The sequence below is a fragment of the Staphylococcus sp. HMSC069D12 genome (assembly GCF_001810405.1).
Taxonomy (GTDB): domain Bacteria; phylum Bacillota; class Bacilli; order Staphylococcales; family Staphylococcaceae; genus Staphylococcus; species Staphylococcus haemolyticus.
Genome location: NZ_KV801114.1, coordinates 168,476 through 193,171 on the forward strand (window position 1 = coordinate 168,476; position 24,696 = coordinate 193,171).

Genomic DNA, 24,696 nt, shown 5'->3' on the forward strand with positions numbered 1-24,696 from the left:
ACAAGTACTCGAGGTTTATTAGTTATTATGATCGTTGTGAAATTCTTGCGATAAACATACTGAATTCAAATAAAATAATCAAAGGCAATGTTAATAATAAATTCAAAGTAATATCTGGTGGGGCAATAATACTCGCCACCACAAAACAACCAAAATAAATATACTTACGATAGTGTTTTAGTTCATTAACATTGATTAGGTTAAATTTAGCTAGACCCATAAATAATGTTGGGAGTTGAAAAAGAACACCAAAAATTAGCAACCATCGTATTAACTCATGCAAATAGGCTTTAAAACCAATAACAGGCTCAATACTTAAAACTTCAGATAATATTAAAGAGAAATTTATAATTAATGGAAATCCTATAAAAAACGCAAATGCTACTCCAATTATAAATAACAGTGCACACCATAAGCTATATTTAATAATAAATCCCCGTTCATTAACATGGAGGCCAGGTGCAATAAAAGCCCATAATTGGTAAAACATAATAGGTATAATTAAACACAACGCTATAAAGAAGATAATCATAATGTAAATCTGAATCATTTCAGTAAATGAAAATGCATGTAGTGTTACATGTGCACGTTTAATATAGTGTATAAATAGTTTCATCCACCAATGTGATGATACATATACGATTATCGTTGCAACAATAAAAGCGATGAACACTTTGACGAGACGCGATCGTAGTTCATCAAAGTGTCCTAGAAGTGTATTACTATTTAATGTGTTCTCGTTGTTGTTTTGACTCTTTACTGGGAGTATCATGACTTTCATCTGTATCTATATTTTCTGCTGCAGATTTAAATTCTTTCAAAGTACTACCAATTGCTCGACCAAATTGTGGTAATTTTTTAGGTCCAAAAATAATTAATGCAATTATGCTAATAACGACTAAACTTGTCGGTCCTGTAATTCCTAATACAAACATATTGATAACCTCACTCATTATTGTTAATAATATCATCTATACTTTATACTTATTGATAAATATTATCAATAGAAATTTACTCTGTTCACAAATAAAACGAATTTAATGCATAGGGGCATGTTAATAGGGAATAAGTTACAAAATAATAAATGGATAATGAGCGGTATTTTAGGAGGTAAGAATGATGAGTGAATATATAACAATGATTGAAAATATGGATGTGAGTGACTTACGACAAATTTCTGAGACAACGTTTTATGACACGTTTGAAGGAGAATATTCAGATGATGATTTTAATCAATTTTTCAAAGAAAGCTATAATGAAAAAGTGTTGTTAAATGAATTAAATAATCCTAATTCATTTCATTATTTTTACAAGGTGAATGATCAGATTGCAGGGTATTTAAAACTTAATGTCGGTAATGCTCAAACTGAACCTAAAGGTGTAGATTACTTGGAGATTCAAAGAATTTATTTCTACAAGACTTATCAAGGTGGGGGAAGAGGACAAAAGTTTATTCAATTGGCTCTTGATAAAGCGAAAGAACTAAATAAAAATAAAGTTTGGTTAGGTGTATGGGAACATAATCAACAAGCATTATCATTCTATAAGAAGCACGGCTTTGAAGTCACTGGACAACATGAATTTATAACAGGTGAAGTAGTCGATATAGATTTAATAATGGAAAGAGAAGTTTAGCTATAGAACGAATAAAGCTTGGTCTAATAAAATAGGGGAGTTGGGGTTCGGGGCACCATCCCTTGGTAAAGTTGGCTAGAATTAAAAAAGCTTGTTACAAGTGCGCTTTTAATTCAGTCAACTACTGCCAATATATATGTAGCCTGAGGCATTGAATTATGTCCCAGGCTATATATAATGTTTATTTATTATTGATAATATCTCGCATAAGTTGAGTTAGTCTTTTTAGTGAGGTGTTATTACGGTTCACGAGTTGATGATTTGAAATATCAGTTAATGTATGATGGATTAAGTTATTGTGTAATAAATCTTCATCTGTATACCAAACTTTAGATAAACTTTCCACAACATCATCATAAACACCACGCTCTTGCTGATATGATGAATGATTTGGTGTATAGAGACATACTTTTTTGCCAATAGTTAAAGCATCAAAGATAATTGAAGAATAATCGGTAATTACGACATCAGATATTAATAATAAATCTTGCGTTTCAATATGATTTGGCGCTTCAATTGCACCTTCTGGAAGTGTCATGTCATCCTCTATGTGACCTTTAAAAATGACGTGATATTCTTCTAATAATTCTGGTGAAATCGACATCAATTCAGTTGAATCTTTTGTCGCATGCCATGTTGGTGCATACAATAAAATTGGCTTTGTTCGATCAACATTTAATGCATCTTTAATTTTCTTCTGATGATTTTTATCATTCTGATAATGTAGTAAATAGCTAATTCTTGGATAACCATAAGGTATCATTTGAGTATGTTGATTAGGGAAGGCTGTTTCAAATAATCCCTCAGCTGATTCAGAATCTGTTAAAAGATAATCTTGTTTGAGCCATTTATTATACTTTCGTGCTTTGTAATTATAAATATTTTTATTTTGATCTGGTTCTTTACTATCTAAGAATAATTTTTTAATTGGGGTCCCATGCCACAATTGAATAACTGTACCATTTGGTTTGAATTCATCAGGAATATAACTTTCAATGACTACAATTTTTGCTGTTTCAATAAGTTCTTTATTATTCTCAGCATCAGTAGGTAAAAAGTATGGTCCACGTCTATCGTTAGTAATGAAATAAGCTTCAGTGGTAGGATTTCTCTTCACAAAATAATTAAATAAATACTTAGAATTGCCTCTATAACCATAATCAAAACCTAAAAAAACAACATGGTTTTTTACTTTTGAAGAATCTTTATCATATACATAGCTTAGATTACGATGTTTGTTTAATGCATGATTTTGCATTTTGTTATATAGCCATTTTGGTAATTTAAACTTAGTTGTAACAAGCCAACTATCCACAAATCGCATTTCTTCTTCTTTACCAGGATATTTGAATTTACTGTAAGGTATAGAGTGACCATGAATGTATGCCAATTTGTTCAAATCAAAATGATTTATTTTTTTAATATCAAAAGTATCTAATGATGCCCAGAAAGCATGGCTAGTGCGACATTCATTGATGAAATTAAAAACGACGTGATTGTCTATATCAATTTCGTCTTTTAAAACAGAAATGACGGCTAAATCCATAATAGATTTAATGTTATACTTAGATAAATGTAATAAAGCACGTTCAATATTGAAAATAATATTAGGATAGTGGTTAATATTTTTCATCCATGATAAAAATGTTAATGTATTTTCACCAAAATAACGACAGTCATTTAAATATAAACCATTTAAAGTATAATCTACTGCTATTGAATTATGTGTTAAGTCTATAGCTTCCAACATATCATGATTGATTTTAATATCATTTGAATAAGGAATGAAATGTGAAAAACCAGCTGATTTGGCTTTGTTTAATTGTAATGCAAGATGGCGCATGTTAGAAATATTTATTTGTTTAATCATCATACATTGTCCTTTAACTCTTAAATTTCTTAAATATATTTTACCATGTGACTAAAAAAAATTCATATTTACAAAAATTACATCATTATATAATTGAAATGTTTGGAAATTTTCATTGAAAAATAGTGGGATTTTATTTTGTTGAAAATTTAACAAAAATTTTATAAAAAGTACTATATAGTATTGTCATTTAAGTAGAAAGATGGTATATTTTTATTGTGAAAAAGTTCACAAGATATAAATTTGTGAAATCTAGCATTATTAACTTGTCGACAAACTAATAAACAATATAACAATTAGAAGTATGGTCAAACTTCAATTGTCAATATCGCTAGAGTGATCATTAATACAAACTAAAGGAAAGAAGAGTCAGAATTATGTTAGTTCAAACATTTAATCCATTTGATAATTTGGTATTATCTAGTTTAATAGCCGCAGTACCTATTATTCTATTCTTATTATGCTTAACCGTTTTTAAAATGAAAGGTATCTATGCAGCTATCACAACGTTAGTTGTTACATTACTTATTGCTATCCCGTTCTTCAAATTACCACTTGGCATTGCAACAGGTGGTGTTGTAGAAGGATTCTATCAAGGTATTATTCCGATTGGTTATATTGTCATGATGGCAGTATTACTTTATAAAATCACTCAAGAATCTGGTCAATTTAATACGATTCAAGACAGTATTACAAGTATTTCACAAGACCAACGTATACAATTATTACTCATTGGTTTCTCATTTAATGCATTTTTAGAAGGTGCAGCTGGTTTTGGTGTACCGATTGCAATTTGTGCGTTATTACTTGCTCAATTAGGTTTTAGACCTTTACAAGCTGCAATGTTATGTTTAGTAGCAAATGCTGCTTCAGGTGCTTTTGGTGCTATAGGAATTCCAGTAGGTGTTGTAGATACACTACACTTACCAGGTGGCGTTCACGCAATGGGCGTATCTCAAACATCTACATTAACATTAGCAATTATTAACTTCTTTATACCATTTTTACTTATCTTTATCATTGATGGTTTAAAAGGTGTAAAAGAAACATTACCTGCTATCTTAGTTGTATCTGTTACGTATACAGTATTACAAGGTTTACTAACAGTATTTAACGGACCTGAATTAGCTGATATTATCCCACCATTAGTAACTATGGGAGCTTTAGCTTTATTCTCTAGAAAATTCCAACCAAAACATATTTTCAGAGTACAGAAAGATGTGGAACCTGAACCGGCGAAACATCACAATGCAAAAGAAATTATCTATGCATGGAGTCCATTTGTTATATTAACAGTTGTAGTTATGATTTGGAGCGCACCATTCTTTAAAAACTTATTCTTACCAAATGGTAAATTATCTTCATTAGTGCTTAACTTTAATTTACCAGGTACTTTCAGTGAAGTCGCTCATAAACCAATTATGTTAAGTTTCAATTTTATTGGTCAAACTGGTACTGCGATTTTAATTACAATTATTATTACAATATTAATGGCTAAGAAAGTAAGTTTCGGAGATGCAGGACGTTTATTCGGTGTAACTTTTAAAGAACTATGGTTACCAGTTTTAACAATTTGTTTCATCTTAGCAATCTCAAAAATCACTACATATGGTGGTTTAAGTGCAGCAATGGGTCAAGGTATTGCTAAAGCTGGAAACGTGTTCCCAGTGTTATCACCAATCTTAGGTTGGATAGGCGTATTTATGACAGGATCAGTTGTTAATAACAACTCATTATTCGCACCAATTCAAGCTTCAGTTGCACAACAAATTGGAACAAGTGGTTCATTACTAGTAGCTTCAAATACAGTGGGTGGTGTAGCGGCGAAATTAATTTCACCTCAATCAATAGCAATTGCGACTGCTGCTGTTAAAGAAGTAGGTAAAGAATCAGAATTACTTAAAATGACATTACGTTACAGTGTTGGATTACTAATCTTCATCTGTATTTGGACATTTATCTTATCTCTAATTCTGTAATTAATATACAATATTATTCTAAGACATAATTATTTCAAAAATTGCCCGTAAATGAATTGTAAAAATTCGTTTACGGGCTTTTTCAATATTCATAGCAGTCCCCATAAATAAACATAATTATAAGTAGAATTAAACGTTATTAATTGCGGTCATAAATTTTTCATAAACCGTGTTAGGCGTATATTGTTTCAAAGTAACATGTCCTTCATTGATCATCTGACTAGCTTCATCGACGTGATTCATAGCGATGTCTATATATTTTGCTAATGAACCAGCATCACCATAATTGGCTAAATAGCCATTGGAATTATGATTAATAATGCTACCAGGTCCAAGTATATCTTTAAAGCTGATAACAATATTATCTCGAGCCATAGCTTCTAATAAAACCATACCAAAGCCTTCATTTCTCGACGGAACCACAGTAATTTTACTGTTAGATAATTTGGTATTAAGTTGTTGAGTTGCAGGATAGATAGTAATTAAATCATTTAATTGATGCTGATTAATTAATTGTTGCAAATGTTCACGCTCTTGACCATCACCGTATATTTCTACTTTAAAATTCAATCGCTTAAGGTCGTTTTGAATACGGCGAACACTTTCTATTAAAATATCAAACCCTTTTTCAAATTCTAATCTACCTGCACTAATAATGATATTTTCTTTCTTAGTAGCATGTTTTACTGGATTGATGATATTTGGAATTGTATAAACAGGTGTGTCGATTTGTTGCTCGTAATTCAATTGATCTTGTTGAGTAAGCGTTGTGACTAAATCTATGTTGTGATAGGCAGTGAGTATATCTTGTTGATAATTTTCTGGATGAGCATGTAGGTTCATATGTTCCATTCCCACAGTTATGACATCGTTTGAATGATACTTTGAAATTAAAATATTAAAGCTCGCTCTAGTACCTACGAGTACATCTGTATCTACTTTTTTAATTGCTTTAATCATTTTATGTTCTACATATTTGGAAAATTGATTTAACCCCGGCTCAAACTGATTTATTTCTTTTGGTTTCAATAGTGAAGTATATTTATTTAAACGATTCATCATTATTGCTTTAGTGTTCTGAAGTTTTAAACGGTAGTCTACTAATGTCTTTATTTTTATTTTGTCATTTATTTCAAAGTAAGGCTCGTCTTGAGCTCGAAACACAGAAATAATTTCTATGTGATGTCCTTTGTCAGCAAGTGTATTAGCTAATTCAGAAACTGCTTTAACTGTTCCACCTAATGCATAAATATTATGCATGAAAAATGTGAATGATTTCATAGTTACACCTCAAATAATTCATAATAGAAAATTATAGCATTTCTGAGATGTGTCTAATAGTAATAGCCAATGCTAACTAAGATATTAGGTGTCTATCCTTTATTCTAGATAAAAGATGAAAACTTTATGTTAACACTTTTTTCATAGAACGATTATGTATATAATTAAACTAGTTATTAAAAAAGTCGATTTACGTTCTGCGTAAAGTTAATATTAAAAATTTTAATAAATAAAGAAAGCGTTTTAATTTATTAAGCCAAGATCAATTTCCTATCGACTAAAGATGTGAAAAAAAGGGGGACTGTATTGTTATGAGTTCAGAACATAGCAAAACAGATGTCATCTTAATAGGTGGCGGTATAATGAGCGCAACACTCGGTACGTTATTAAAAGAATTATCTCCAGACAAAGAAATTAAAATATTTGAAAAATTAGAACAATCTGGTGAAGAAAGTTCAAATGTTTGGAATAATGCTGGCACAGGGCATTCTGCACTTTGTGAATTGAATTATACTAAAGAAGGCAAAGAAGGCTCTGTTGATATTTCAAAAGCAATTAAAATCAATGAACAATTCCAAGTATCTAAGCAATTTTGGGCACATTTAGTAAGAACTGGACAATTAGAAAATCCATCTAACTTCATTCAATCAGTGCCACATATGAGTTTCGTAAAAGGTATCTTCAATGTAAAATTCCTTAAAAACAGAGTGGCAGCATTAAAAGAAAATATACTATTTGAAAAAATGGATATTACTGAAGATCGTGAAAAAATTAAAGAATGGGTACCTTTAATGGTTGAAGGAAGAACATCACATGTTCCAATTGCATTATCTCGTGATGAAAGTGGGACAGATGTAAACTTTGGTGCGTTAACAAAAAAACTCATCTCTAATTTAAAAGAAAGAAATGTAGAAGTCTCTTATAAACAAGAAGTTGAAAATATTGAGAAGATAGATAATGGAAACTGGAAAGTGACTGTTAAAGATCTTAATTCTGGACAAAGTCATACGTATGAATCAGAATTTGTATTTATTGGGGCCGGCGGTGCAAGTTTACCGTTACTCCAAAAAACAGGTATCAAGCAATCAAAACATATCGGTGGTTTCCCAGTAAGTGGTCTGTTCTTACGTTGTACTAATAAAGACGTTATCGAAAAACATCATGCTAAAGTTTATGGTAAGGCAAGTGTAGGTGCACCACCAATGTCGGTACCTCATTTAGATACACGATTTGTAAATGGTGAACGTGCTTTATTATTCGGTCCATTTGCAGGCTTTTCACCTAAATTCTTAAAAACAGGTTCAAATTTAGACTTAATACGTTCAGTTAAACCTAATAATTTATTAACAATGCTATCAGCAGGTGTTAAAGAAATAGATCTAACTAAATATCTCGTATCACAACTTATGTTAAAACATGAAGATCGTATGAATGATTTACGTGTATTTGTGCCTAATGCAAAAGACGAAGATTGGGAGGTTATTGTTGCAGGTCAACGTGTACAAGTGATTAAAGATACTGAAGATAGTAAAGGTAAGTTACAGTTTGGTACTGAGGTAATTACATCTGATGATGGTTCTCTTGCAGCATTATTAGGTGCTTCACCTGGTGCATCAACTGCAGTAGATATTATGTTAGATTTATTACAACGTTGTTATGGTAATGAATTTAAAAATTGGATTCCGAAAATTAAAGAAATGGTACCTTCTTTCGGACTTAAATTAACAGAGCATGAGGACGTCTATCGCGCTGTTAATAAAGAAATTCAAAAATACTTAAATGTAAAATAAGTATCATTTCAATATAAAATAACATTAAGCTCCTTATAAAGTTTGCACTTTAAGTGTTTGCTTTATAAGGAGCTTTTCCATTAGTAATTATTTTTTATTTAATTGGTTATTGATTTCAGAAACATATTTTCTACTTTTTAAAAACTCTATAATCCAAATAATGATGTAGATAATGATGAAATAGAATGTAAAAATAAATATATTTGAAACACTTATCGAAAACCATCCGGATAAAATACCAATTGGTAATAATCCAACATAACTCAATATAAAATGCATTAATGTGCTACGTGTGATGCTCCAATCTGTGTGCGTAAAGAAAAAGTTTGCTAAGTAAAATAATGCACCAATTAAAAGCCACAAACAAATGGCGATGAACATTACTAATGGTTCAGACAAGTGTGAATAATATAACTTACCTAGTGTTGTAACTGGTGAAATTGGATAATATTCACCGCCAGCATTGATATAACTAAAAATGATAGAAAGTGCTAAACCTATCACTAAAGAAATACTAACAAATTGATATAATTTTCTCATAATGAAAGTCTCTCCTTTATGGATTTTAAATATCTTCTAGAGGAGTAGGTATAATCAATATGTTGCAAATAAATTCTAATCAAACCATTAGGTTCTAATTGCAATTTTTTAATCTTATTAATATTTACAATTTCAGATTTAGAAATTCGAATAAATGAAGTAGGAAGTTTTTCTTCAAGTTCATATAATCGTTCTTTCAATTTAAATTGTTCGCCGTCTCTAATTGCAATGACTTGATTTTTATGTGTACGAAAACTAATGATGGTTTGAATTTCTATAATATGGATCATGTCATCTTGTTTGCCATAGAGTTGCTTTAAACTATTCAAATCTTCAATATTTGTAATAACTTGTTGTACTTCATCATCAAATTCAGGTGCGTGAATCGCGATATACTTCTCATCTTCTTCGGGCGATATATGTAACCGTAGTTTCATTTGACTAATGCCTCCTCAACGTCATTTAACCACAAATGTATAGAAAATTTTTAGAACAATATTAAATGGTAGATATATTGAAGTAAGTGGTTAGCTTTGTAAAATAATATCTAACTAAATTAATTAGTTAGTTTCAGGCAATGTCACTGTAAACGTCGTTCCGTCACGTTCATTACTAGTTACTGATATTTGTCCACGATGTAAATGAATGATAGATTGAGTAATTGCTAATCCTAATCCATTGCTATTATCCTCAGCATTACGCTTATAAAAACGATCGAATAGATGAGGTTGCACTGATTCTGGAATGGTATGCCCTTCATTTTTAACGGTAAAATAAATAATTCCTTCGTTAATAAATAATTTCACATCAATCATACTATTGGGATTAGAATACTTAATTGCATTTTGAATGAGATTAGAACATGCTTGATGTAATAAACGATTATTTCCTCGGAAATGAATCGTATCTATATCAGACATCAACATTAATTGTTTGTTATCTATCCCATATTGCTCGTGACGAATGATGTCAGTTATTAATTCTTTAAAGTGAACATTATCTTCAAATTTTAGATGAGTAGCGTTATCTAGTTCGGATAATAATAATAATTCTTTTGTTAAATTACTTAAATGAGTAACCTCTTCATGAATTTCGTGAATAATCTGATCACGCTCTCCTTGATTTACATTGCTTTGTAACGTACTAAGTAGACGATGAATGTGCGTTAATGGCGTCTTGATTTCATGTGAAACATTTTGAACAAAGTGTTGTCGCATATCATCTACTTGTTTTAAAGATTGTCGCATCGCTTCAAATCGATATTGTAACGTACCAATTTCGTCATGACGACTTTGATAAATTGGTGAATTAAAATCACCATGCATTAAACGTTCAGTTGCTTGCTTCAATATTTTTATAGGTTTAATAATTGAATATGTAGATGCAATAACGAGTGTGATAGATATACTTAATAAGCATATTAAAAGAACAGCAAGAAAAGTGCGAAACTCACTAAATGTTTCACCTATATCAGGACGCATGAATACGGCAAGTTTTTGATTATTTTGATTAAAAGGGATACCCACAGTATTATCCGTTTCATTATCAAAAAAGCCAGTTATAAATAGTTCGAAAGGTTTATTTTTAATACCATGGTAGGTTTTACCTTTTAGTACTTGGTTAATAGCTGAATCTGAAATAGTGTCTTTTCGGAATGGTTCACCAAAAAATGTTTTATGATGTGAGTGATCTACAATCATAATTTGATAGTTCATATCTCCTAAATGTTTAAAATATGATTGAGTGTCAGATTGATTTGAAGATGTATGAAATGCTCTTGCCTCTTCTAAAGTACGCATAATTTTTGCGTCATTATGTGCTTTTAAATTGAAATGATAGTACACGTTTGCAAAAAGAAAACTGACTAAAGCACTAAAAAGAATGACTGTAATCGTGTAAATCGCAATACGTGTATAAAGCGTCTTAAACATGTGTAATCACCCTGTATCCTTGTCCACGAACTGTTTGTATCTCAATTGTGGCTTTTAATTGATTTAAACGATGACGTAGTCGCTTAATGTGAACGTCTATAGTTCTTTCATCTCCCTCATAATCGAATCCCCAAATTCGCTCAATTAGTGTGTTTCTTGTGAAAATATGTTTTGGTTTACCGCACAATAAAAATAATAATTGAAACTCTTTTGTAGGCAAATTGACATTTTTAGAGTCGACAGATAATTCCATATACTCTTGAATTAAAGTAACATTTCCTAACTTTATAATGTCTTGAGAATTAATTTGGTAACGTCTTAACACAGCTTGTATTCTAAATAACAATTCTTTTATTTCAAAAGGCTTGGTAACGTAATCGTCTGTCCCACTTACAAATGCACGTTCTTTATCACTCAAAGCATCTCTTGCCGTCAACATTATGACAGGTAGATCATAATCATTTTTAAGCAATTGACATAATTCAAATCCATCCATGCCAGTCATCATAATATCAACAACTGCAATGTCGACTTTATTATTTGCAAGGTACGCGATGGCACTTTCACCACTTGCGTGAGTGACGGTTTGAATTTGGGCTGCTTCGAGATGTTGAGATACATAATGTAATATCTTATAGTCGTCATCTACTATTAAACACTTCACCATTAGTTTTACTCCTTTATTATTCATAAAATGATTATATGAATAACTATATCAGAAAACAATTCTTCTTAAAGTTCATATTCAGTTCACAATGTGTCATTAAACTATGTATTGAAATAGCAGTGGGAGGTACTAAATATGAATTTAGCATGGAAAGAAATAAAATTTTACAGATTTCGTTATACATTAATCATGTTAATTATATTTCTATTAGGAAGCATGGTGTTATTTATTAGTGGATTAGCTCAAGGCTTAGCACGAGAAAATATATCATATTTAAATAATATGCCAGCTGAACATTATATAGTCGAAGATAATAAGGAACCGAAGTTAGAAAGTTCTCAGTTGAACCAATCACAACAAAACAAAATAGAGAATATCATTCATGAAAATGCAACTCAAATGGGGACGCAAACACTTAAAATAAACCAACAAGATCAAGATGTCATCACGCTAAATACGCCTAAACATCTTACGCCAAAACTTGTAAGTGGTAATTATCCAAAAAAACAGAATGAAATAGCTATTAGTGAGAAACTGACTGGAAATGACTTGAAAGTTGGAGATACTGTAACTTTTAAAGGACATAATCAAGACTATAAAATTAGCGGCATAATGAATGAGTCAATGTACGCACATAGTTCAATGATATTAATGAATAAAGAAGCGTTTAAGTCATTAAATAAACAAGTATCAACATTTTATCCGGTTGACAAAATCAACAAAGATGAAAAACAATCACTTAAACAAATTAAAGGCATCAAGGTTGTAAATGAAAAGACATTAACTGATAACATTGCTAGTTATCAAGCAGAACAAATGCCACTTAATTTAATGATTATTAGTCTATTCGTGATTACAGCAATCGTTTTAAGTGCGTTCTTCTATGTGATGACGATTCAAAAAATACCTCAAATAGGCATTCTTAAAGCCATAGGTATTAAAACGAAACATTTATTAACTGCACTTTTACTACAAATTATTTTAACGACAATGTTAGGTGTTATTTTAGCATTTTCTCTCATACTTATATTAAATGCCTTTATGCCTGTAACTATGCCATTTTATTTAAGTTATAGTCAGGTGTTATTAATGATAGTCGTATTTCTAATTGTAGGGTTAATCGGTGCATTATTATCCTTTATAAAAGTTCTAAAAGTAGATCCTATAGAAGCAATTGGAGGTATGGAATAATGGCATTACAACTCAAACACATTACTAAGACATTTGGCAAGGGAGATGCACAAACAGAAGTATTAAAGAATATTAATTTTAATGTGAATCAAGGTGAATTCATCATACTAAGTGGCGCATCTGGATCTGGTAAATCTACACTTCTTAATATTTTAGGTGGATTACTAAGTCCGTCTAGTGGAGATGTTTTGTATAATGGTGAGCATTTATTGTCAAATGAAGTAGATAAAACAAGTCTAAGACTAAATGATATAGGTTTTATTTTTCAATCATCTCATTTAGTTCCTTATCTAACAGTTAGAGAACAATTAATGATTGTAGCTAAAGAAGCGGGTATAAAGCGTAAAGAGGCTAAAGATAAAGCACAAAGACTATTAAATGAGATAGGTCTGAGTCATCGTTTAGATGTTTATCCCCATATGTTATCTGGAGGAGAGAAACAACGCGTCGCTATAATGAGAGCTTTTATGAATGAACCTAAAATCATATTAGCAGATGAGCCAACTGCCAGTTTAGATGCAGATAGAGCGACATCTGTTGTGCAAATGATTAAAGCACATGTTCAAACTAAAAATATGATTGGTATTATGATTACGCATGATAAAAGATTATTTGAATATGCGAATAGAGTGATTGAAATTGAAGATGGTAAAATCGAGTTATAAAAAATAAACTTAGAAAGTTTAATTAGTTGTGTCATTTAAACCACAAAATAATCAAACTTCTCTCAGCTATATTCATTTTGCGGGAGTGGAACAAAACATACTGTTCCACTCCTGCTTTTTTAAAATAGAATGAAAAGAGAAGCAAAAAATAAAACTGCAAAGTAAATGGTCAATAGTAATTTATATTGATACATTAGTGCTAAGAAATCTCTCACTAATGCGACATCAAAAAAATGATAAGGAGTGTGACTTCCTATACCGTCAACTTTCATTCGATTCGTATGCGCCAATTTCATTCCTCGTAAGATATGAAATTGGCTCGTAACACAAAGTATATTGGGGCTATTTAAGTATAGGTTGTGTATGCCTTTTTTTGAATAATAGAAGTTTTCAAACGTATTTGCAGATTGAGATTCCATAATAATACTAGATTGGGGAACCCCATGTTGTATTAAATAACGCTGCATTGCTAATGCTTCAGATATGGGTTCATCTGGCCCCTGACCACCACTAACAATTATTTTACATTTGTCAGTTTGATGTTGATATACACTAAGTGCACGATTTAATCTTTCGGCTAACATTGGTGTAACTTTTTCTGTGAAGATTCCAGCTCCTAATACCATAATTAAGTCGTACTGCTTATGAGTTGAGATGCGACCTAAAGCTGATGACCAAGACATGTAAAGCAATAATGCATAACAAGTACTTATCGCAATCATAGTTAGCCATAAGAAAACACCATTAATTATAGGAATAGGCATAGTGCTAAGATATGCAAGAATCGATGTAAAGAGTACTCCTAGTATGAGAAGTTTCGTCATTTTATTTAAAAAAGTTTGACCTTTTTGTAAGGAGAAAAGATGGTTGTGCTTCACTAGTAAACCACCCATAGTAATAATCATGATTATTATTAGTGTAGTAGGGAGTGTCATTGTTAATAGATTCAAAACAGAAATTAACATACATAATATAATAGTTGTAATAAACATTCTTAAATTCAGAAGCCATTTCACGTTGAATAATACACCTAGTACAATCAATAACACAACGAGAGCTAAGATAATTGCAATCATAAGGAATACCTCTAATTTCTTTATATATATAAATGTAATCGAACAACTTACCAATTAGCAACTATTAATAAAGTAATGAGGTTTTCAAGAGAATTGTTTATTGATATTATTTAACAGAGTATGTAAAACGCTATTGATTACTATTTAACAAGGAGTAAAGTAATGAGCATAATTTCAAGAAACCACATCGAATTTATGAAGCAATTCATTGATGATACTAATACTTTAACTGCAAAGTTATTAAAAGATCAGCAAAGCAAGTATGGTATTTCAATGGAGCAATCCAATGTTCTAAGATTGCTAAGCCATCATCAAGTATTATCAATTACTGAAATAATTGAAAAACAAGGTGTTAATAAAGCAGCAGTAAGTCGACGTATCAAGAAACTAATCGATAGTGGCTTCGTAGCATTACAAAAGCCAAATAACAATATTGATCAACGACTAAAATATGTTGCTCTAACGGAAAAAGGTAGAAAATATACTGAAGAAAACAATAAAATAGTTAGCGATATGGTTAGTGATATGGTAGCTGATTTATCAAGTAAAGATATTGAGAAAGCTTTAACTGTATTATATATAATAGATGAGAGAGTAAAAAAATTTAATTCAAAAGTTTAAATTAGTATGAAGGTCTAGAATGATTATTATATAATAGAAATCATATTCTTAATTTGAAATTAAAATATCAATCGATAAATATATTCTAGTAGAGGGGAAGTTGGTGACTAAATGAGTACATGTCCGAAATGTGGACAGAAAATTGATAGTAACTTAAACAAATGTCCTAATTGTGGGAATAAATTAGACAATAAAGACAATCAAATAAATTCCCCTCAAATCAACACATCTAATATTAGGATAAGAAAGTTTATTCCTTGGGCTATCGTTGCGTTTATCATTGTTTTACTAATTATTGTGTTTGTATTGGTTAGAAATTACAATTCACCTAATGCGCAAACAAAGATTTTAGTTAATGCAATTGATAATAATGATTCACAAAAAGTAGCGACGCTATTAAGCTCTAAAAATTCTCATATAGATTCTGATGAGGCAAGTGTATATATAGACTATATTAGAAGTGAAGTTGGAATGAAGAAGTTTGCGCGCGATATTAAATCTACAGTAGAAACACTCAATAAAAGTGATTCTAAAGAGGCAATTAATTTAAAAACGCGTGCAGGTAATAACTACTTACGTGTAAGTAAAGATGGTACACGATTATTAATATTCGATAATATGAGTTACACTGCTCCTACAAAGAAGGCAATTGTGAAACCTAAATTGGATACGAAATATGAATTTAAAGATGGTGGAAAAAAGAAAACAGTTATTGCTGATGCGAATAAGACGACTTCACTAGGTACTTATATCCCCGGTATATATTCTGTTGATGCTAAAAAAGAAACAGAATATGGAGAGTTTAGTGGTCAACTTAAATTTGACTTTAGATATGGAAAGAGTAACACAGTTGAAGTAAATGAAAATTTCAACGAAGCATTATTAACAGTCAAATTAAAAGGAAAAAGTGATTTAGACAAAGGCTCATTAAAAGTTGAAATAAATGATAAACAAATGAAATATAGCAGTTCTAGAGAATATGGACCTTATCCTCAAACGAAAGATGTTACAGTTTCTGCACTAGGTAAGGCAAAAGGTAAAACATTCCATGCAGAGACAAAAACAATCAAAGCAAGAGATTTAGGTAATATTAATAGTGCTACATTAGAGTTTGATGATGAAGAGATTAGTGATTATATCGAGGAAAAAGAAGCGGAAGAAAATAGTTTGAAAACAAAGCTAAGTAATTTCTTTAGTAATTATTCTTTCACTTTGAATTCAGCTATTTCACAAAGTGATTTCAATTTAGTGAGTACATTTTTAAAAGATAAATCGAGTATCTATAAGTCTATAAAAAACAATTTAAACCAATCAGTTGCTTTTATTAATCCACAAGTTGTAAGTGCTAGTCAAAAAGGCAACACGATTAATACTAAAGTGCAACATTTAAATAGTAATGGGCAGTATGAAATCACTAATTATGAATTAAGAGAAGATAGTGATACGGGTAATATTCAATTAGTTGATTCAAAATAAATGAATGAGTAGCGATCGAAATTGTATCTTTAACATTCATTCTAAATAAGTATTTGTAGACTGAACTGAGAAGGTGATTAAATGAAGCTTTTCTCAGTTCTAGTCATTTATAAGAGAATGAACGAAACACAAACTTAAAATTTCAGTAAGTGGTTTAAAAATTCGAAAGCTAGAGTAATATTGAAGCATGTTTTATTCCAACTTATTAAATTTTAATCAATACATAAAAATATGAAACCTAAAAAGGTGGGATAATATAATGGATATAGAGCAAAAGCAAAAGAAAAATTCACCGTTATTTATTATTATATTGGGTGCTTTAACTGCTATAGGTGCTTTATCTATAGATATGTTTTTGCCAGGGCTACCAGAATTAAAAAAAGATTTTAATACGACTACTGCTAATGCACAACTAACTTTATCTTTGTTTATGATAGGTTTAGGGTTAGGTAATCTGATTGTAGGTCCAATATCCGATAGTATTGGGCGAAAGAAACCACTAGTTATATCAATGATTATATTTGCTTTAGCAAGTTTAGGTATTGTCTTCGTTGAAAATATTTGGATTATGGTATTTCTTAGATTTATTCAAGGGTTTACTGGAGGCGCTGGAGCTGTTATATCAAGAGCGATTGCTAGTGACATGTATCGTGGAAATGAACTGACTAAATTTTTAGCACTGCTCATGCTAGTTAATGGTGTAGCACCTGTGATTGCGCCAGCTTTAGGGGGCTTGATTTTGAGTTTTGCTGTTTGGCGAATGGTTTTTGTCATTTTAACGCTATTTGGTGTATTAATGGTGTTAGGTTCATTGTTCAAAGTTCCTGAATCTTTATCGGTAGAAAATCGTGATAGCAGTGGAGTGAATGTGATTTTTAGTAACTTTAAAAGTCTACTCACAACACCACGATTTGTCTTACCAATGCTCATTCAAGGCGTTACATTCATCATGTTATTTAGTTACATTTCTGCATCACCATTTTTAGTTCAAAAAGTATATGGTGTTTCGCCATTACACTTTAGTTGGATGTTTGCAGGAGTGGGAATCACACTTATTATTGCGAGTCAGATTGCTGGAAAATTAGTAGACTATTTTCACCCACAAGTGCTACTACGTACATTTACAATTATCCAAATCTTTGGCGTTGTGATTGTGTCATTAACATTAATAAATCATTGGCATTTTGCGTTATTAGTTATAGGTTTTATCGTTTTAGTGGCACCTGTTACAGGCGTCGCGACATTAGGATTTTCAATTGCAATGGAAGAACGTACAACCGGAAGCGGGAGCGCATCAAGTTTATTGGGATTATTACAATCTTTATTAGGCGGCCTTGTGACACCACTTGTTAATCTAAAAGGTGAATATAACAGTATGCCTTATATCATTATTATTAGTCTCACAGCAATTTTACTTATCATTTTACAATTATTAAATATTAAAGTATTTAAACATGACAAATTATAAAAGAAATTAATTACTATGCTACGATGAAACAATTTAATACAGTATCAAAATGAAGAAGCCATTAATCGAGTTAACTCAATTAATGGCTTCTTCATTGGTTAAATACAACTATCTTTGAACTTTTAAAGTATTAGCTAGTAATGCACTTGCTACTTCATCCGGGCTTTCTTGACACCCTAATCTTAACCAATTTAAAATGACACCTATTTGACCACTCATTGTATAAGTTATAAAAAAAGGCACGTTTTGAATGGTTGTATTATTTTCTCCTAAAATTCTCGTGTAATACTGTTTCGTAATATCAATATATTCCATAACTAATTCTTTATTTGGATGAGAAATAAAAATAGCGTGGTAAAACGCTTTTTTTCTATAGATATATTTTAGAATAATATGGAAGAATTTATAAACTTTTTCAGGATTTTTTTTAATATTATCAAAATTAAAAGAGAATGTGTTGAGTAAGTGTTCGTATTTATTCAAATGATAATTTTGGATTTTAGATAGCAAGTCAAATTTATCTTGAAAGTGATCATAGAAAGTTGACCGATTGACATTACTATTTGCACAAATCATCTTTATAGATATATTTTCGAAGGGATAAATTTCTAATAAATCAATTAAACTTTTTATAATTTTATATTTAGCGTTTTGCTTCATCTTGACACCTGATTTAACTTGTACTTCATTTAGCCGACAATTTACTAATAATTGTTGGTGTTAATTTTATTTATATGTCTTTATAATATTATAAGTGATTTTGAAAAGCAAATAGGAGGAAATGTTCAATGAAGAAAATGGTGTTAATTAATATCATTACAATCGTTGTTCTAGTTGTAGTTGGTATTGTAGGTTTCTACTTATATCATAATGCTACAAGCTTTGTAACAACTGATAATGCCAAAGTTGATGGAGAACAAATTCAAATCTCTAGCCCAACTTCAGGTCAAATTAAATCTCTTGATGTAAAACAAGGGGACAAAGTTAAAAAAGGTGACAAAGTAGCAGAAGTGAGTGGTCAAAGCCAAAGTGGTGAGTCACAAACAATGGATATCAAAATGCCACAAAACGGAACTATCGTTAAAACAAGTGGTATGGAAGGTTCAGTTGCACAAGCAGGTTCACCAATTGCTTATGCTTACAATTTAGATGATTTATATATTACAGCAAATATTGACGAAAAAGATGTTAGCAGTGTAGAAAAAGGCGACAAAGTTGACGTAACAATCGACGGTGAAGATTCTGACGTTGACGGTAAAGTTGAAGAAGTAGGCCAAGCAACTGCAGCTAGCTTCTCATTAATGCCATCATCTAACACTGACGGTAACTACACTAAAGTATCTCAAGTAGTACCAGTTAAAATTTCTTTAGATTCTGCACCATCTAAAAATGTTGTTCCTGGAATGAACGCTGAAGTAAAAATTCATAAAGACTAAGGAGGTCATAGAATGACAACGACCTTCATTGTTGGATATATTGTTTTAGCGGTCATTTTAGTTGGTTTAGTTAACGTTCTTGTGTTGAAATCACGTAAGAAGCGTAAGAACCAAGCTAAGGGACAACACGTAAATGAAGAATCTAAAAGTCAAAGTAATCCATCTAAATTTAAAATCAGTGACTTAGACCGAGATAAAGCGTCGAATCGCACGCAAGATTCTCAAAGAGACGATGATAAACAGGGTCACACGAACTCTGAAGATAGACACATTGAAAATGATAAACGAAAAAATCATTTCGAGAATGAACAAGATCAGCAAGATCATGCATCAGAGCAAATACATCCTGAGCAAAAGCAAGCATCACATTCCTTACATTATGCTGATGATGCTACTGAGGATGACAAAAAAGATGGTGATGTAAACAATCACCATCTACCTAATGATTCAATTTATGAACCGATTAATCCTGATTCTCAAGAAGGACGTGTAAACGAACGTATTAAGAAACAAAAAGAAGATTTTGTTTTTGGAAAAGGGATTACAAGAAATAAAATTTTAGCAGCAATGTTGTTTGGTATGTTTATAGCCATCTTAAACCAAACGTTATTAAACGTTGCATTGCCTAAGATTAATACAGAATTCAATATTTCTGCGTCAACTGGACAATGGTTGATGACAGGATTCATGTTAGTAAATGGTATTTTAATTCCAATAAGTGCATTCTTATTTAATAAATACTCTTATCGTAAGTTATTTATTATTGCACTTTTATTATTCACTATTGGTTCACTAGTCTGTGCACTTTCTAATAACTTCCCTATGATGATGGGTGGACGTGTATTACAAGCCATTGGTGCTGGTGTGTTAATGCCATTAGGTTCTAACGTAATCGTTACAATCTTCCCACCAGAAAAACGTGGCGTTGCAATGGGAACGATGGGTATAGCAATGATATTGGCGCCAGCTATTGGACCAACTTTATCAGGTTACATCGTTCAAAATTATCATTGGAACGTTATGTTCTATGGTATGTTCTTCCTAGGAATTGCTGCAATGATACTCGGTTATTTCTGGTTCAGATTATATCAAAGAACAACAAATCCAAGAGCCGACTATCAAGGTATCGTCTACAGTACGATTGGATTTGGTGCACTATTATACGGATTCAGTGAAGCCGGTAATAAAGGTTGGGGTTCAGCTGAAATCGTAACGATGTTCATAATTGGTGCGATATTCATTTCTGCATTCGTCATTCGTGAATTAACAATGAGAGCGCCAATGTTAAATCTTGAAGTGTTGAAATCATCAACATTTACACTAACAACTATTATTAACATGGTTGTTATGATGAGTTTATTCGGTGGTATGATTTTATTACCAATCTACTTACAAAATTTACGTGGCTTCTCAGCACTTGATTCAGGATTGTTATTACTTCCTGGTTCATTAGTGATGGGTATATTAGGACCAATTACTGGTAAGCTACTTGATACAATTGGTTTAAAACCTTTAGCATTGTTTGGTATAGCTGTAATGGCTTACGGAACATGGGAACTTACTAAATTAAATATGGATACACCATATCTTCATATAATGAGTATTTATGTGATTCGATCATTCGGTATGGCGTTTGTAATGATGCCACTTATGACAGCGGCCATTAACGCACTGCCACCAAGACTTATTTCTCATGGTAATGCATTCCTAAACACGATGAGACAATTAGCTGGTTCAATTGGTACTGCGATTCTTGTTACTGTTATGACGACGCAAACAACAAATCATGTTGGTGCATTTACAGATGAATTAGATAAAACAAATCCTGTGATCCAAGACCACGTCCGTCAAATGGCAGCACAATATGGTGGTCAATCTGAAGCAGTACAAGCTATCTTAAAATACGTAAATCAGCTTGCATATATCGAAGGCATTAACGATGCATTCTGGATTGCGACTGGATTAGCAGTCTTAGCATTTATTTTAAGTTTATTCTTAAAAGGTAAAAAAGGCGCTGATGCAGAACATGAAAGAATGATGCATGCAGAAAGTAATAAATTTAAATAAAATGATGTTGGGGGACATTATTTTTAAAGTATCGGTACACTTCTTTAAGTGTGATCGATACTTTTTTATTAGAAAAAAGCCATTGTGACTAAATGAACGCGTCTACAATGGCAAAAAATATATTATTTGATTTTAGGATGGTTCGTTTTTCGATTTCTGAAAAAGAAACTAATAATTAATAAAGCTAGACTACATACTAATAAAATAAGCGCATTATGAATAGCATCCGCTTCACTAATAATTTGATTAGCAGAAACATTTAACGAGAAACTTTGTAGTTTATCAGCAATTCGTTGACCAATTACTTGTATTGCATATCCAAAATACAGTGACATGATCAATAATATTGAAATCACAATAAAATTTAAAATCTTTAATAAAGTTCGATTGAAGATAATAGTCAAAATAGTGATAACTAAACTTACAATTGTTAAAATGAAAAATGTATTAAAAACAAATACGAGACGATTGGCCACATCTTCAAGATTAGCTAATTGGCTTAAATTAATATTAAGTGTACCTATTTGTGTAACCGTATACTGAAAATCTTTAATCTGACCGTAACTAATGGGTTGATTAGCAAATGCTAAATTAAAGATAGGTTGTTTGTACATACTATAACCCGTAATAGCTACTAATATGAAAGTTATGATTTGGATAATTAAACTCACCCAAGATCTTCTTTTTCGGTTGTTACGATTAGAACGAAGATAGTTGTGATTATCAATAGGAGATTTATTATCATATTGTGTTGTTTTTCTTTCTGACACTTTTCTAACTCCTTTTCTATAATTCATTTGTTTTCTAAGATTGACTAATTTATACTGAATTTAATATGCAATTAACAATATTATATTAAATATTTAATCATGATTTTTTAGAACATAGTTTTCATTATATCGCTTTTTGTGCTTAATGTAATGACGTTTAAGTAATTTATTATTAATTAAGGTAGGTAGAATTTTATGAGATCACATATGGTTAATCGAATCATCAATCGATACTTACTGCACAATCGTTCAATAATGTTTGATAATGATTCAGATTTCGATAAGTTCATGGATAAAAGAAAAGATATTAATAAAGCGAAGCATAAGCAACCTTCAAGTTTAAATGTTAAATCTAATTTAGATAAGTTGTCACACGATGATATGCAAGTATTTAGATTTAATTTTCGTCATGAAACAAAAAAGAAAATTCTCTATATTCATGGTGGTTATAATACGTTACAACCCTCACCATTTCATTGGAGGTTTATGGATAAACTTGCACTTAGTACGCTTTATGAAGTTGTGTTGCCAATTTATCCTAAAGCACCAGAACACCATATTCAAGACACATTTAAAGCAATCGATGGGATATATCAATCTTTATTAGAAGAAGTGGATGCCAAGCATATCGTTATTATGGGGGATGGTACTGGGGGCGCATTAGCACTAAGTTACGTTCAACAACTTGTGGCTAAAAATCAACCATTACCTAATAAAGTTTATCTACTTTCACCAATGTTGGATGCAACATTGACTAATCCTGAAATAACTGAGGATTTAAGCAATAAAGACCGTTTCGTCAATAGGGATGGTTTACAACGTATATTCAATGTATGGACGCAAGGAAAAGCACTAGCTAATCCATTAATATCACCAATTTATGGACAACTACACGATTTACCACCCATCGTTTTATTCGGTGGTGGCAGAGAAATTTATCATCCAGATATGAAGCGTTTTGTATATAATTTGGAGGATAAGGGACAACCAGTTCAATTCTTTGAGTATCCGAAAATGTTCCACGATTTCCCTTTATTCCCTATACGTGAGTCACACAAAGTAATTAAACAAATTACTAAGACGATTGATGCTTAATTAACATCAAACAAAACATAGTTTGATATAAAAAAGTACTCTAAGTCTACTTAGCAGATATGACGCAGGTAATTGAACTGAGAAGGGCATTTAATTGTCCCTTCTCAGTTCTTTTTGTTGAAGATGAGTTCTCGTCTTCTGTCACTTCAAATCATGAAATATGAATAACTTCATTGTTCAAAATTTTAAATTAAATTTTGAACTTTAGTTATAACTGTTTGTTGACCTAAGTTATGATAATAATTGTCTATGCCTTGTGCCAAATCTATTTGAGATACATCTTGTTGATTTAACAAATTCACTAAATTCGATGATAAGTTCGCAAATTGACTTGCATAGTCATTTAATAAATGTTTTAAAACTTCTTCATTTTCCTCTGATGCAACGATATTTTGTAATGCTTCAATAGCTTGTTTCTGTCCTTGATAATAACTAATATTAAATGCTCTTTTAAGCAATTCCTGACTGGGACCATTCATAAATAATTGTTTAGTAATATTGAGTTCTATTAAGTTTACTTTAAGCTCATCATTTAAATCATATAATAATTCTAAAAGTTGACTGCGGAATTGTGATACCATTTTTAGTTCTCCTTTTTAGGTATTCCTATTTGATGACCTAATTGTTTAGGCCATTCAATAGTACCTTGTTGACTATAATAATTAGCAATGCTTTGATGATAATCACTTGGAAAAGGAGCAGACTTATGTTTGTTACTATCAATTCCCATCATGATAACTTCGTTAGTTGCAGCTAGTTCATCTTCATCTGTATAAAGCATTAAAAAGAAATGTACACGTTTATAATCATAATCATAAATATAAACTTCGATTCGGTATGCTGAATTGAGTGATAACTCTGCTAGGTACGTTGTATGTTCTTCTAAAGTGAACATTGTGTATTGAAGTACCTCACGTTCCTTTAAAGAAAGTCCATGCGTGTAGTTAAATTCATTTACAGCTTCACTAAACACTTTATTATATTCTGAGTCATGCATGTGGTTGTTATGATCAATTTGATTTGTTGCTACCACTTTATTAATAATTACAGGATTACTCATTACTAAAGACCTCGCTCATATATTGATAGTTCTATTTTACTAAATAAAAATAACACATACACATGATTTAAATCATGG

Annotated in this window: 24 protein-coding genes; 11 read left to right on the forward strand and 13 right to left on the reverse strand. The window is 31.1% G+C overall.

From position 1 onward, the window contains the following. Positions 1-25: 25 nt before the first annotated feature. Both tatC and HMPREF2737_RS09290 read right to left on the reverse strand, forming a co-directional pair. On the reverse strand, positions 26-772 hold the full coding sequence (tatC, locus tag HMPREF2737_RS09285) for a twin-arginine translocase subunit TatC (protein WP_037549986.1): 747 nt from the start codon (positions 770-772) through the stop codon (positions 26-28). Then, a complete protein-coding gene (locus HMPREF2737_RS09290; RefSeq protein WP_370444502.1) occupies positions 723-953 on the reverse strand; it encodes a twin-arginine translocase TatA/TatE family subunit in 231 nt (76 codons plus the stop codon). Before HMPREF2737_RS09290 ends, tatC begins: the two co-directional genes overlap by 50 nt. 166 nt (positions 954-1,119) lie before the next feature. Here HMPREF2737_RS09290 and HMPREF2737_RS09295 point away from each other — a divergent pair, with 166 nt between their 5' ends. Further along, positions 1,120-1,635, forward strand: coding sequence for a GNAT family N-acetyltransferase (locus HMPREF2737_RS09295; RefSeq protein ID WP_037549983.1), 516 nt, complete (start codon positions 1,120-1,122; stop codon positions 1,633-1,635). Between the two features lie 181 nt (positions 1,636-1,816). Here HMPREF2737_RS09295 and HMPREF2737_RS09300 read toward each other — a convergent pair whose 3' ends face one another. Then, entirely contained in the window at positions 1,817-3,505 is a 1,689-nt protein-coding gene (locus HMPREF2737_RS09300) for a CDP-glycerol glycerophosphotransferase family protein (RefSeq protein ID WP_037550022.1), read from the reverse strand. Positions 3,506-3,882: 377 nt separating this feature from the next. Here HMPREF2737_RS09300 and HMPREF2737_RS09305 point away from each other — a divergent pair, with 377 nt between their 5' ends. Then, positions 3,883-5,484 (forward strand): L-lactate permease, encoded by a 1,602-nt coding sequence (locus HMPREF2737_RS09305; RefSeq protein WP_037549980.1) that lies wholly within the window; start codon positions 3,883-3,885, stop codon positions 5,482-5,484. 129 nt (positions 5,485-5,613) lie between these two features. Here HMPREF2737_RS09305 and HMPREF2737_RS09310 read toward each other — a convergent pair whose 3' ends face one another. Next, positions 5,614-6,765 carry a glycosyltransferase family 4 protein gene (locus tag HMPREF2737_RS09310; protein WP_037549978.1) on the reverse strand — a complete coding sequence of 384 codons (1,152 nt, stop codon included), beginning with the start codon at positions 6,763-6,765 and terminating at the stop codon, positions 5,614-5,616. Between the two features lie 311 nt (positions 6,766-7,076). On the opposite strand from HMPREF2737_RS09310, the gene mqo reads away from it, so the two are divergent. Then, complete coding sequence (gene mqo, locus HMPREF2737_RS09315; protein ID WP_037549976.1) at positions 7,077-8,555, forward strand: malate dehydrogenase (quinone); 1,479 nt, start codon at positions 7,077-7,079, stop codon at positions 8,553-8,555. An 87-nt stretch (positions 8,556-8,642) separates the two neighbouring features. On the opposite strand, the gene HMPREF2737_RS09320 is transcribed toward mqo, so the two are convergent. The 4 genes from HMPREF2737_RS09320 to HMPREF2737_RS09335 all read right to left on the reverse strand — a co-directional run bounded on the left by HMPREF2737_RS09320 (position 8,643) and on the right by HMPREF2737_RS09335 (position 11,693). Beyond that, the gene (locus HMPREF2737_RS09320; RefSeq protein ID WP_037549972.1) at positions 8,643-9,095 is read right to left on the reverse strand and encodes a DUF3021 domain-containing protein; all 453 of its coding nucleotides are present in this window, start codon (positions 9,093-9,095) and stop codon (positions 8,643-8,645) included. Then, a complete protein-coding gene (locus HMPREF2737_RS09325; RefSeq protein WP_011275020.1) occupies positions 9,092-9,532 on the reverse strand; it encodes a LytTR family DNA-binding domain-containing protein in 441 nt (146 codons plus the stop codon). The genes HMPREF2737_RS09320 and HMPREF2737_RS09325 overlap by 4 nt, the downstream gene beginning before the upstream one ends. A 123-nt stretch (positions 9,533-9,655) precedes the next feature. Then, positions 9,656-11,026, reverse strand: coding sequence for a sensor histidine kinase (locus HMPREF2737_RS09330; RefSeq protein WP_037549970.1), 1,371 nt, complete (start codon positions 11,024-11,026; stop codon positions 9,656-9,658). Continuing rightward, positions 11,019-11,693 carry a response regulator transcription factor gene (locus HMPREF2737_RS09335; RefSeq protein WP_037549968.1) on the reverse strand — a complete coding sequence of 225 codons (675 nt, stop codon included), beginning with the start codon at positions 11,691-11,693 and terminating at the stop codon, positions 11,019-11,021. Before HMPREF2737_RS09335 ends, HMPREF2737_RS09330 begins: the two co-directional genes overlap by 8 nt. A gap of 135 nt (positions 11,694-11,828) precedes the next feature. Between HMPREF2737_RS09335 and HMPREF2737_RS09340 the strand changes: the two genes are divergently transcribed. Beyond that, complete coding sequence (locus tag HMPREF2737_RS09340) at positions 11,829-12,884, forward strand: ABC transporter permease (RefSeq protein ID WP_037549965.1); 1,056 nt, start codon at positions 11,829-11,831, stop codon at positions 12,882-12,884. Beyond that, positions 12,884-13,549, forward strand: coding sequence for an ABC transporter ATP-binding protein (locus HMPREF2737_RS09345; RefSeq protein WP_037549962.1), 666 nt, complete (start codon positions 12,884-12,886; stop codon positions 13,547-13,549). Before HMPREF2737_RS09340 ends, HMPREF2737_RS09345 begins: the two co-directional genes overlap by 1 nt. A gap of 119 nt (positions 13,550-13,668) precedes the next feature. Here the strand turns inward: HMPREF2737_RS09345 and HMPREF2737_RS09350 are convergent, their stop codons facing one another. Next, positions 13,669-14,625, reverse strand: coding sequence for a YdcF family protein (locus tag HMPREF2737_RS09350; RefSeq protein ID WP_037549960.1), 957 nt, complete (start codon positions 14,623-14,625; stop codon positions 13,669-13,671). A 162-nt stretch (positions 14,626-14,787) separates the two neighbouring features. On the opposite strand from HMPREF2737_RS09350, the gene HMPREF2737_RS09355 reads away from it, so the two are divergent. The 3 genes from HMPREF2737_RS09355 (at position 14,788) to HMPREF2737_RS09365 (ending at position 18,190) form a co-directional block, all read left to right on the forward strand. Beyond that, the gene (locus HMPREF2737_RS09355) at positions 14,788-15,246 is read left to right on the forward strand and encodes a MarR family transcriptional regulator TcaR (protein WP_037549957.1); all 459 of its coding nucleotides are present in this window, start codon (positions 14,788-14,790) and stop codon (positions 15,244-15,246) included. A gap of 111 nt (positions 15,247-15,357) precedes the next feature. Next, positions 15,358-16,722, forward strand: a complete 1,365-nt coding sequence (locus HMPREF2737_RS09360; RefSeq protein WP_037549954.1) for a membrane-associated protein TcaA — start codon at positions 15,358-15,360, stop codon at positions 16,720-16,722. A gap of 259 nt (positions 16,723-16,981) precedes the next feature. After that, positions 16,982-18,190 (forward strand): putative multidrug effflux MFS transporter TcaB, encoded by a 1,209-nt coding sequence (locus HMPREF2737_RS09365; protein WP_037549951.1) that lies wholly within the window; start codon positions 16,982-16,984, stop codon positions 18,188-18,190. Positions 18,191-18,298: 108 nt separating this feature from the next. On the opposite strand, the gene HMPREF2737_RS09370 is transcribed toward HMPREF2737_RS09365, so the two are convergent. Then, on the reverse strand, positions 18,299-18,850 hold the full coding sequence (locus HMPREF2737_RS09370) for a TetR/AcrR family transcriptional regulator (protein WP_037535842.1): 552 nt from the start codon (positions 18,848-18,850) through the stop codon (positions 18,299-18,301). A gap of 128 nt (positions 18,851-18,978) precedes the next feature. Here HMPREF2737_RS09370 and HMPREF2737_RS09375 point away from each other — a divergent pair, with 128 nt between their 5' ends. Together HMPREF2737_RS09375 and HMPREF2737_RS09380 are read left to right on the forward strand one after the other, a co-directional pair. After that, the gene (locus tag HMPREF2737_RS09375; RefSeq protein WP_011275030.1) at positions 18,979-19,626 is read left to right on the forward strand and encodes an HlyD family secretion protein; all 648 of its coding nucleotides are present in this window, start codon (positions 18,979-18,981) and stop codon (positions 19,624-19,626) included. 12 nt (positions 19,627-19,638) lie between these two features. Further along, entirely contained in the window at positions 19,639-21,693 is a 2,055-nt protein-coding gene (locus tag HMPREF2737_RS09380; protein WP_037549948.1) for a DHA2 family efflux MFS transporter permease subunit, read from the forward strand. 122 nt (positions 21,694-21,815) lie between these two features. Here HMPREF2737_RS09380 and HMPREF2737_RS09385 read toward each other — a convergent pair whose 3' ends face one another. After that, on the reverse strand, positions 21,816-22,463 hold the full coding sequence (locus HMPREF2737_RS09385; RefSeq protein WP_037549945.1) for a hypothetical protein: 648 nt from the start codon (positions 22,461-22,463) through the stop codon (positions 21,816-21,818). Between the two features lie 195 nt (positions 22,464-22,658). On the opposite strand from HMPREF2737_RS09385, the gene HMPREF2737_RS09390 reads away from it, so the two are divergent. Further along, positions 22,659-23,558: an alpha/beta hydrolase fold domain-containing protein gene (locus HMPREF2737_RS09390; protein WP_037549942.1), complete on the forward strand. Its 900-nt coding sequence runs from the start codon at positions 22,659-22,661 to the stop codon at positions 23,556-23,558. A gap of 185 nt (positions 23,559-23,743) precedes the next feature. Here HMPREF2737_RS09390 and HMPREF2737_RS09395 read toward each other — a convergent pair whose 3' ends face one another. Beyond that, complete coding sequence (locus tag HMPREF2737_RS09395; protein WP_037549939.1) at positions 23,744-24,139, reverse strand: hypothetical protein; 396 nt, start codon at positions 24,137-24,139, stop codon at positions 23,744-23,746. A gap of 2 nt (positions 24,140-24,141) precedes the next feature. After that, positions 24,142-24,618: a thioesterase family protein gene (locus tag HMPREF2737_RS09400; RefSeq protein ID WP_037549937.1), complete on the reverse strand. Its 477-nt coding sequence runs from the start codon at positions 24,616-24,618 to the stop codon at positions 24,142-24,144. Positions 24,619-24,696 lie beyond the last annotated feature (78 nt).

Coding starts and splice junctions, on each gene's coding strand:
- tatC (WP_037549986.1), bottom strand. CDS start 772: ATGATACTCCCAGTAAAGAGTCAAAACAACAACGAGAACACATTAAAT.
- HMPREF2737_RS09395 (WP_037549939.1), bottom strand. CDS start 24,139: ATGGTATCACAATTCCGCAGTCAACTTTTAGAATTATTATATGATTTA.
- HMPREF2737_RS09310 (WP_037549978.1), bottom strand. CDS start 6,765: ATGAAATCATTCACATTTTTCATGCATAATATTTATGCATTAGGTGGA.
- HMPREF2737_RS09380 (WP_037549948.1), top strand. CDS start 19,639: ATGACAACGACCTTCATTGTTGGATATATTGTTTTAGCGGTCATTTTA.
- HMPREF2737_RS09300 (WP_037550022.1), bottom strand. CDS start 3,505: ATGATTAAACAAATAAATATTTCTAACATGCGCCATCTTGCATTACAA.
- HMPREF2737_RS09350 (WP_037549960.1), bottom strand. CDS start 14,625: ATGATTGCAATTATCTTAGCTCTCGTTGTGTTATTGATTGTACTAGGT.
- HMPREF2737_RS09325 (WP_011275020.1), bottom strand. CDS start 9,532: ATGAAACTACGGTTACATATATCGCCCGAAGAAGATGAGAAGTATATC.
- HMPREF2737_RS09390 (WP_037549942.1), top strand. CDS start 22,659: ATGAGATCACATATGGTTAATCGAATCATCAATCGATACTTACTGCAC.
- HMPREF2737_RS09370 (WP_037535842.1), bottom strand. CDS start 18,850: ATGAAGCAAAACGCTAAATATAAAATTATAAAAAGTTTAATTGATTTA.
- HMPREF2737_RS09330 (WP_037549970.1), bottom strand. CDS start 11,026: ATGTTTAAGACGCTTTATACACGTATTGCGATTTACACGATTACAGTC.
- HMPREF2737_RS09290 (WP_370444502.1), bottom strand. CDS start 953: ATGAGTGAGGTTATCAATATGTTTGTATTAGGAATTACAGGACCGACA.
- HMPREF2737_RS09340 (WP_037549965.1), top strand. CDS start 11,829: ATGAATTTAGCATGGAAAGAAATAAAATTTTACAGATTTCGTTATACA.
- HMPREF2737_RS09345 (WP_037549962.1), top strand. CDS start 12,884: ATGGCATTACAACTCAAACACATTACTAAGACATTTGGCAAGGGAGAT.
- HMPREF2737_RS09360 (WP_037549954.1), top strand. CDS start 15,358: ATGAGTACATGTCCGAAATGTGGACAGAAAATTGATAGTAACTTAAAC.
- HMPREF2737_RS09365 (WP_037549951.1), top strand. CDS start 16,982: ATGGATATAGAGCAAAAGCAAAAGAAAAATTCACCGTTATTTATTATT.
- HMPREF2737_RS09305 (WP_037549980.1), top strand. CDS start 3,883: ATGTTAGTTCAAACATTTAATCCATTTGATAATTTGGTATTATCTAGT.
- HMPREF2737_RS09355 (WP_037549957.1), top strand. CDS start 14,788: ATGAGCATAATTTCAAGAAACCACATCGAATTTATGAAGCAATTCATT.
- HMPREF2737_RS09400 (WP_037549937.1), bottom strand. CDS start 24,618: ATGAGTAATCCTGTAATTATTAATAAAGTGGTAGCAACAAATCAAATT.
- HMPREF2737_RS09375 (WP_011275030.1), top strand. CDS start 18,979: ATGAAGAAAATGGTGTTAATTAATATCATTACAATCGTTGTTCTAGTT.
- mqo (WP_037549976.1), top strand. CDS start 7,077: ATGAGTTCAGAACATAGCAAAACAGATGTCATCTTAATAGGTGGCGGT.
- HMPREF2737_RS09295 (WP_037549983.1), top strand. CDS start 1,120: ATGAGTGAATATATAACAATGATTGAAAATATGGATGTGAGTGACTTA.
- HMPREF2737_RS09335 (WP_037549968.1), bottom strand. CDS start 11,693: ATGGTGAAGTGTTTAATAGTAGATGACGACTATAAGATATTACATTAT.
- HMPREF2737_RS09320 (WP_037549972.1), bottom strand. CDS start 9,095: ATGAGAAAATTATATCAATTTGTTAGTATTTCTTTAGTGATAGGTTTA.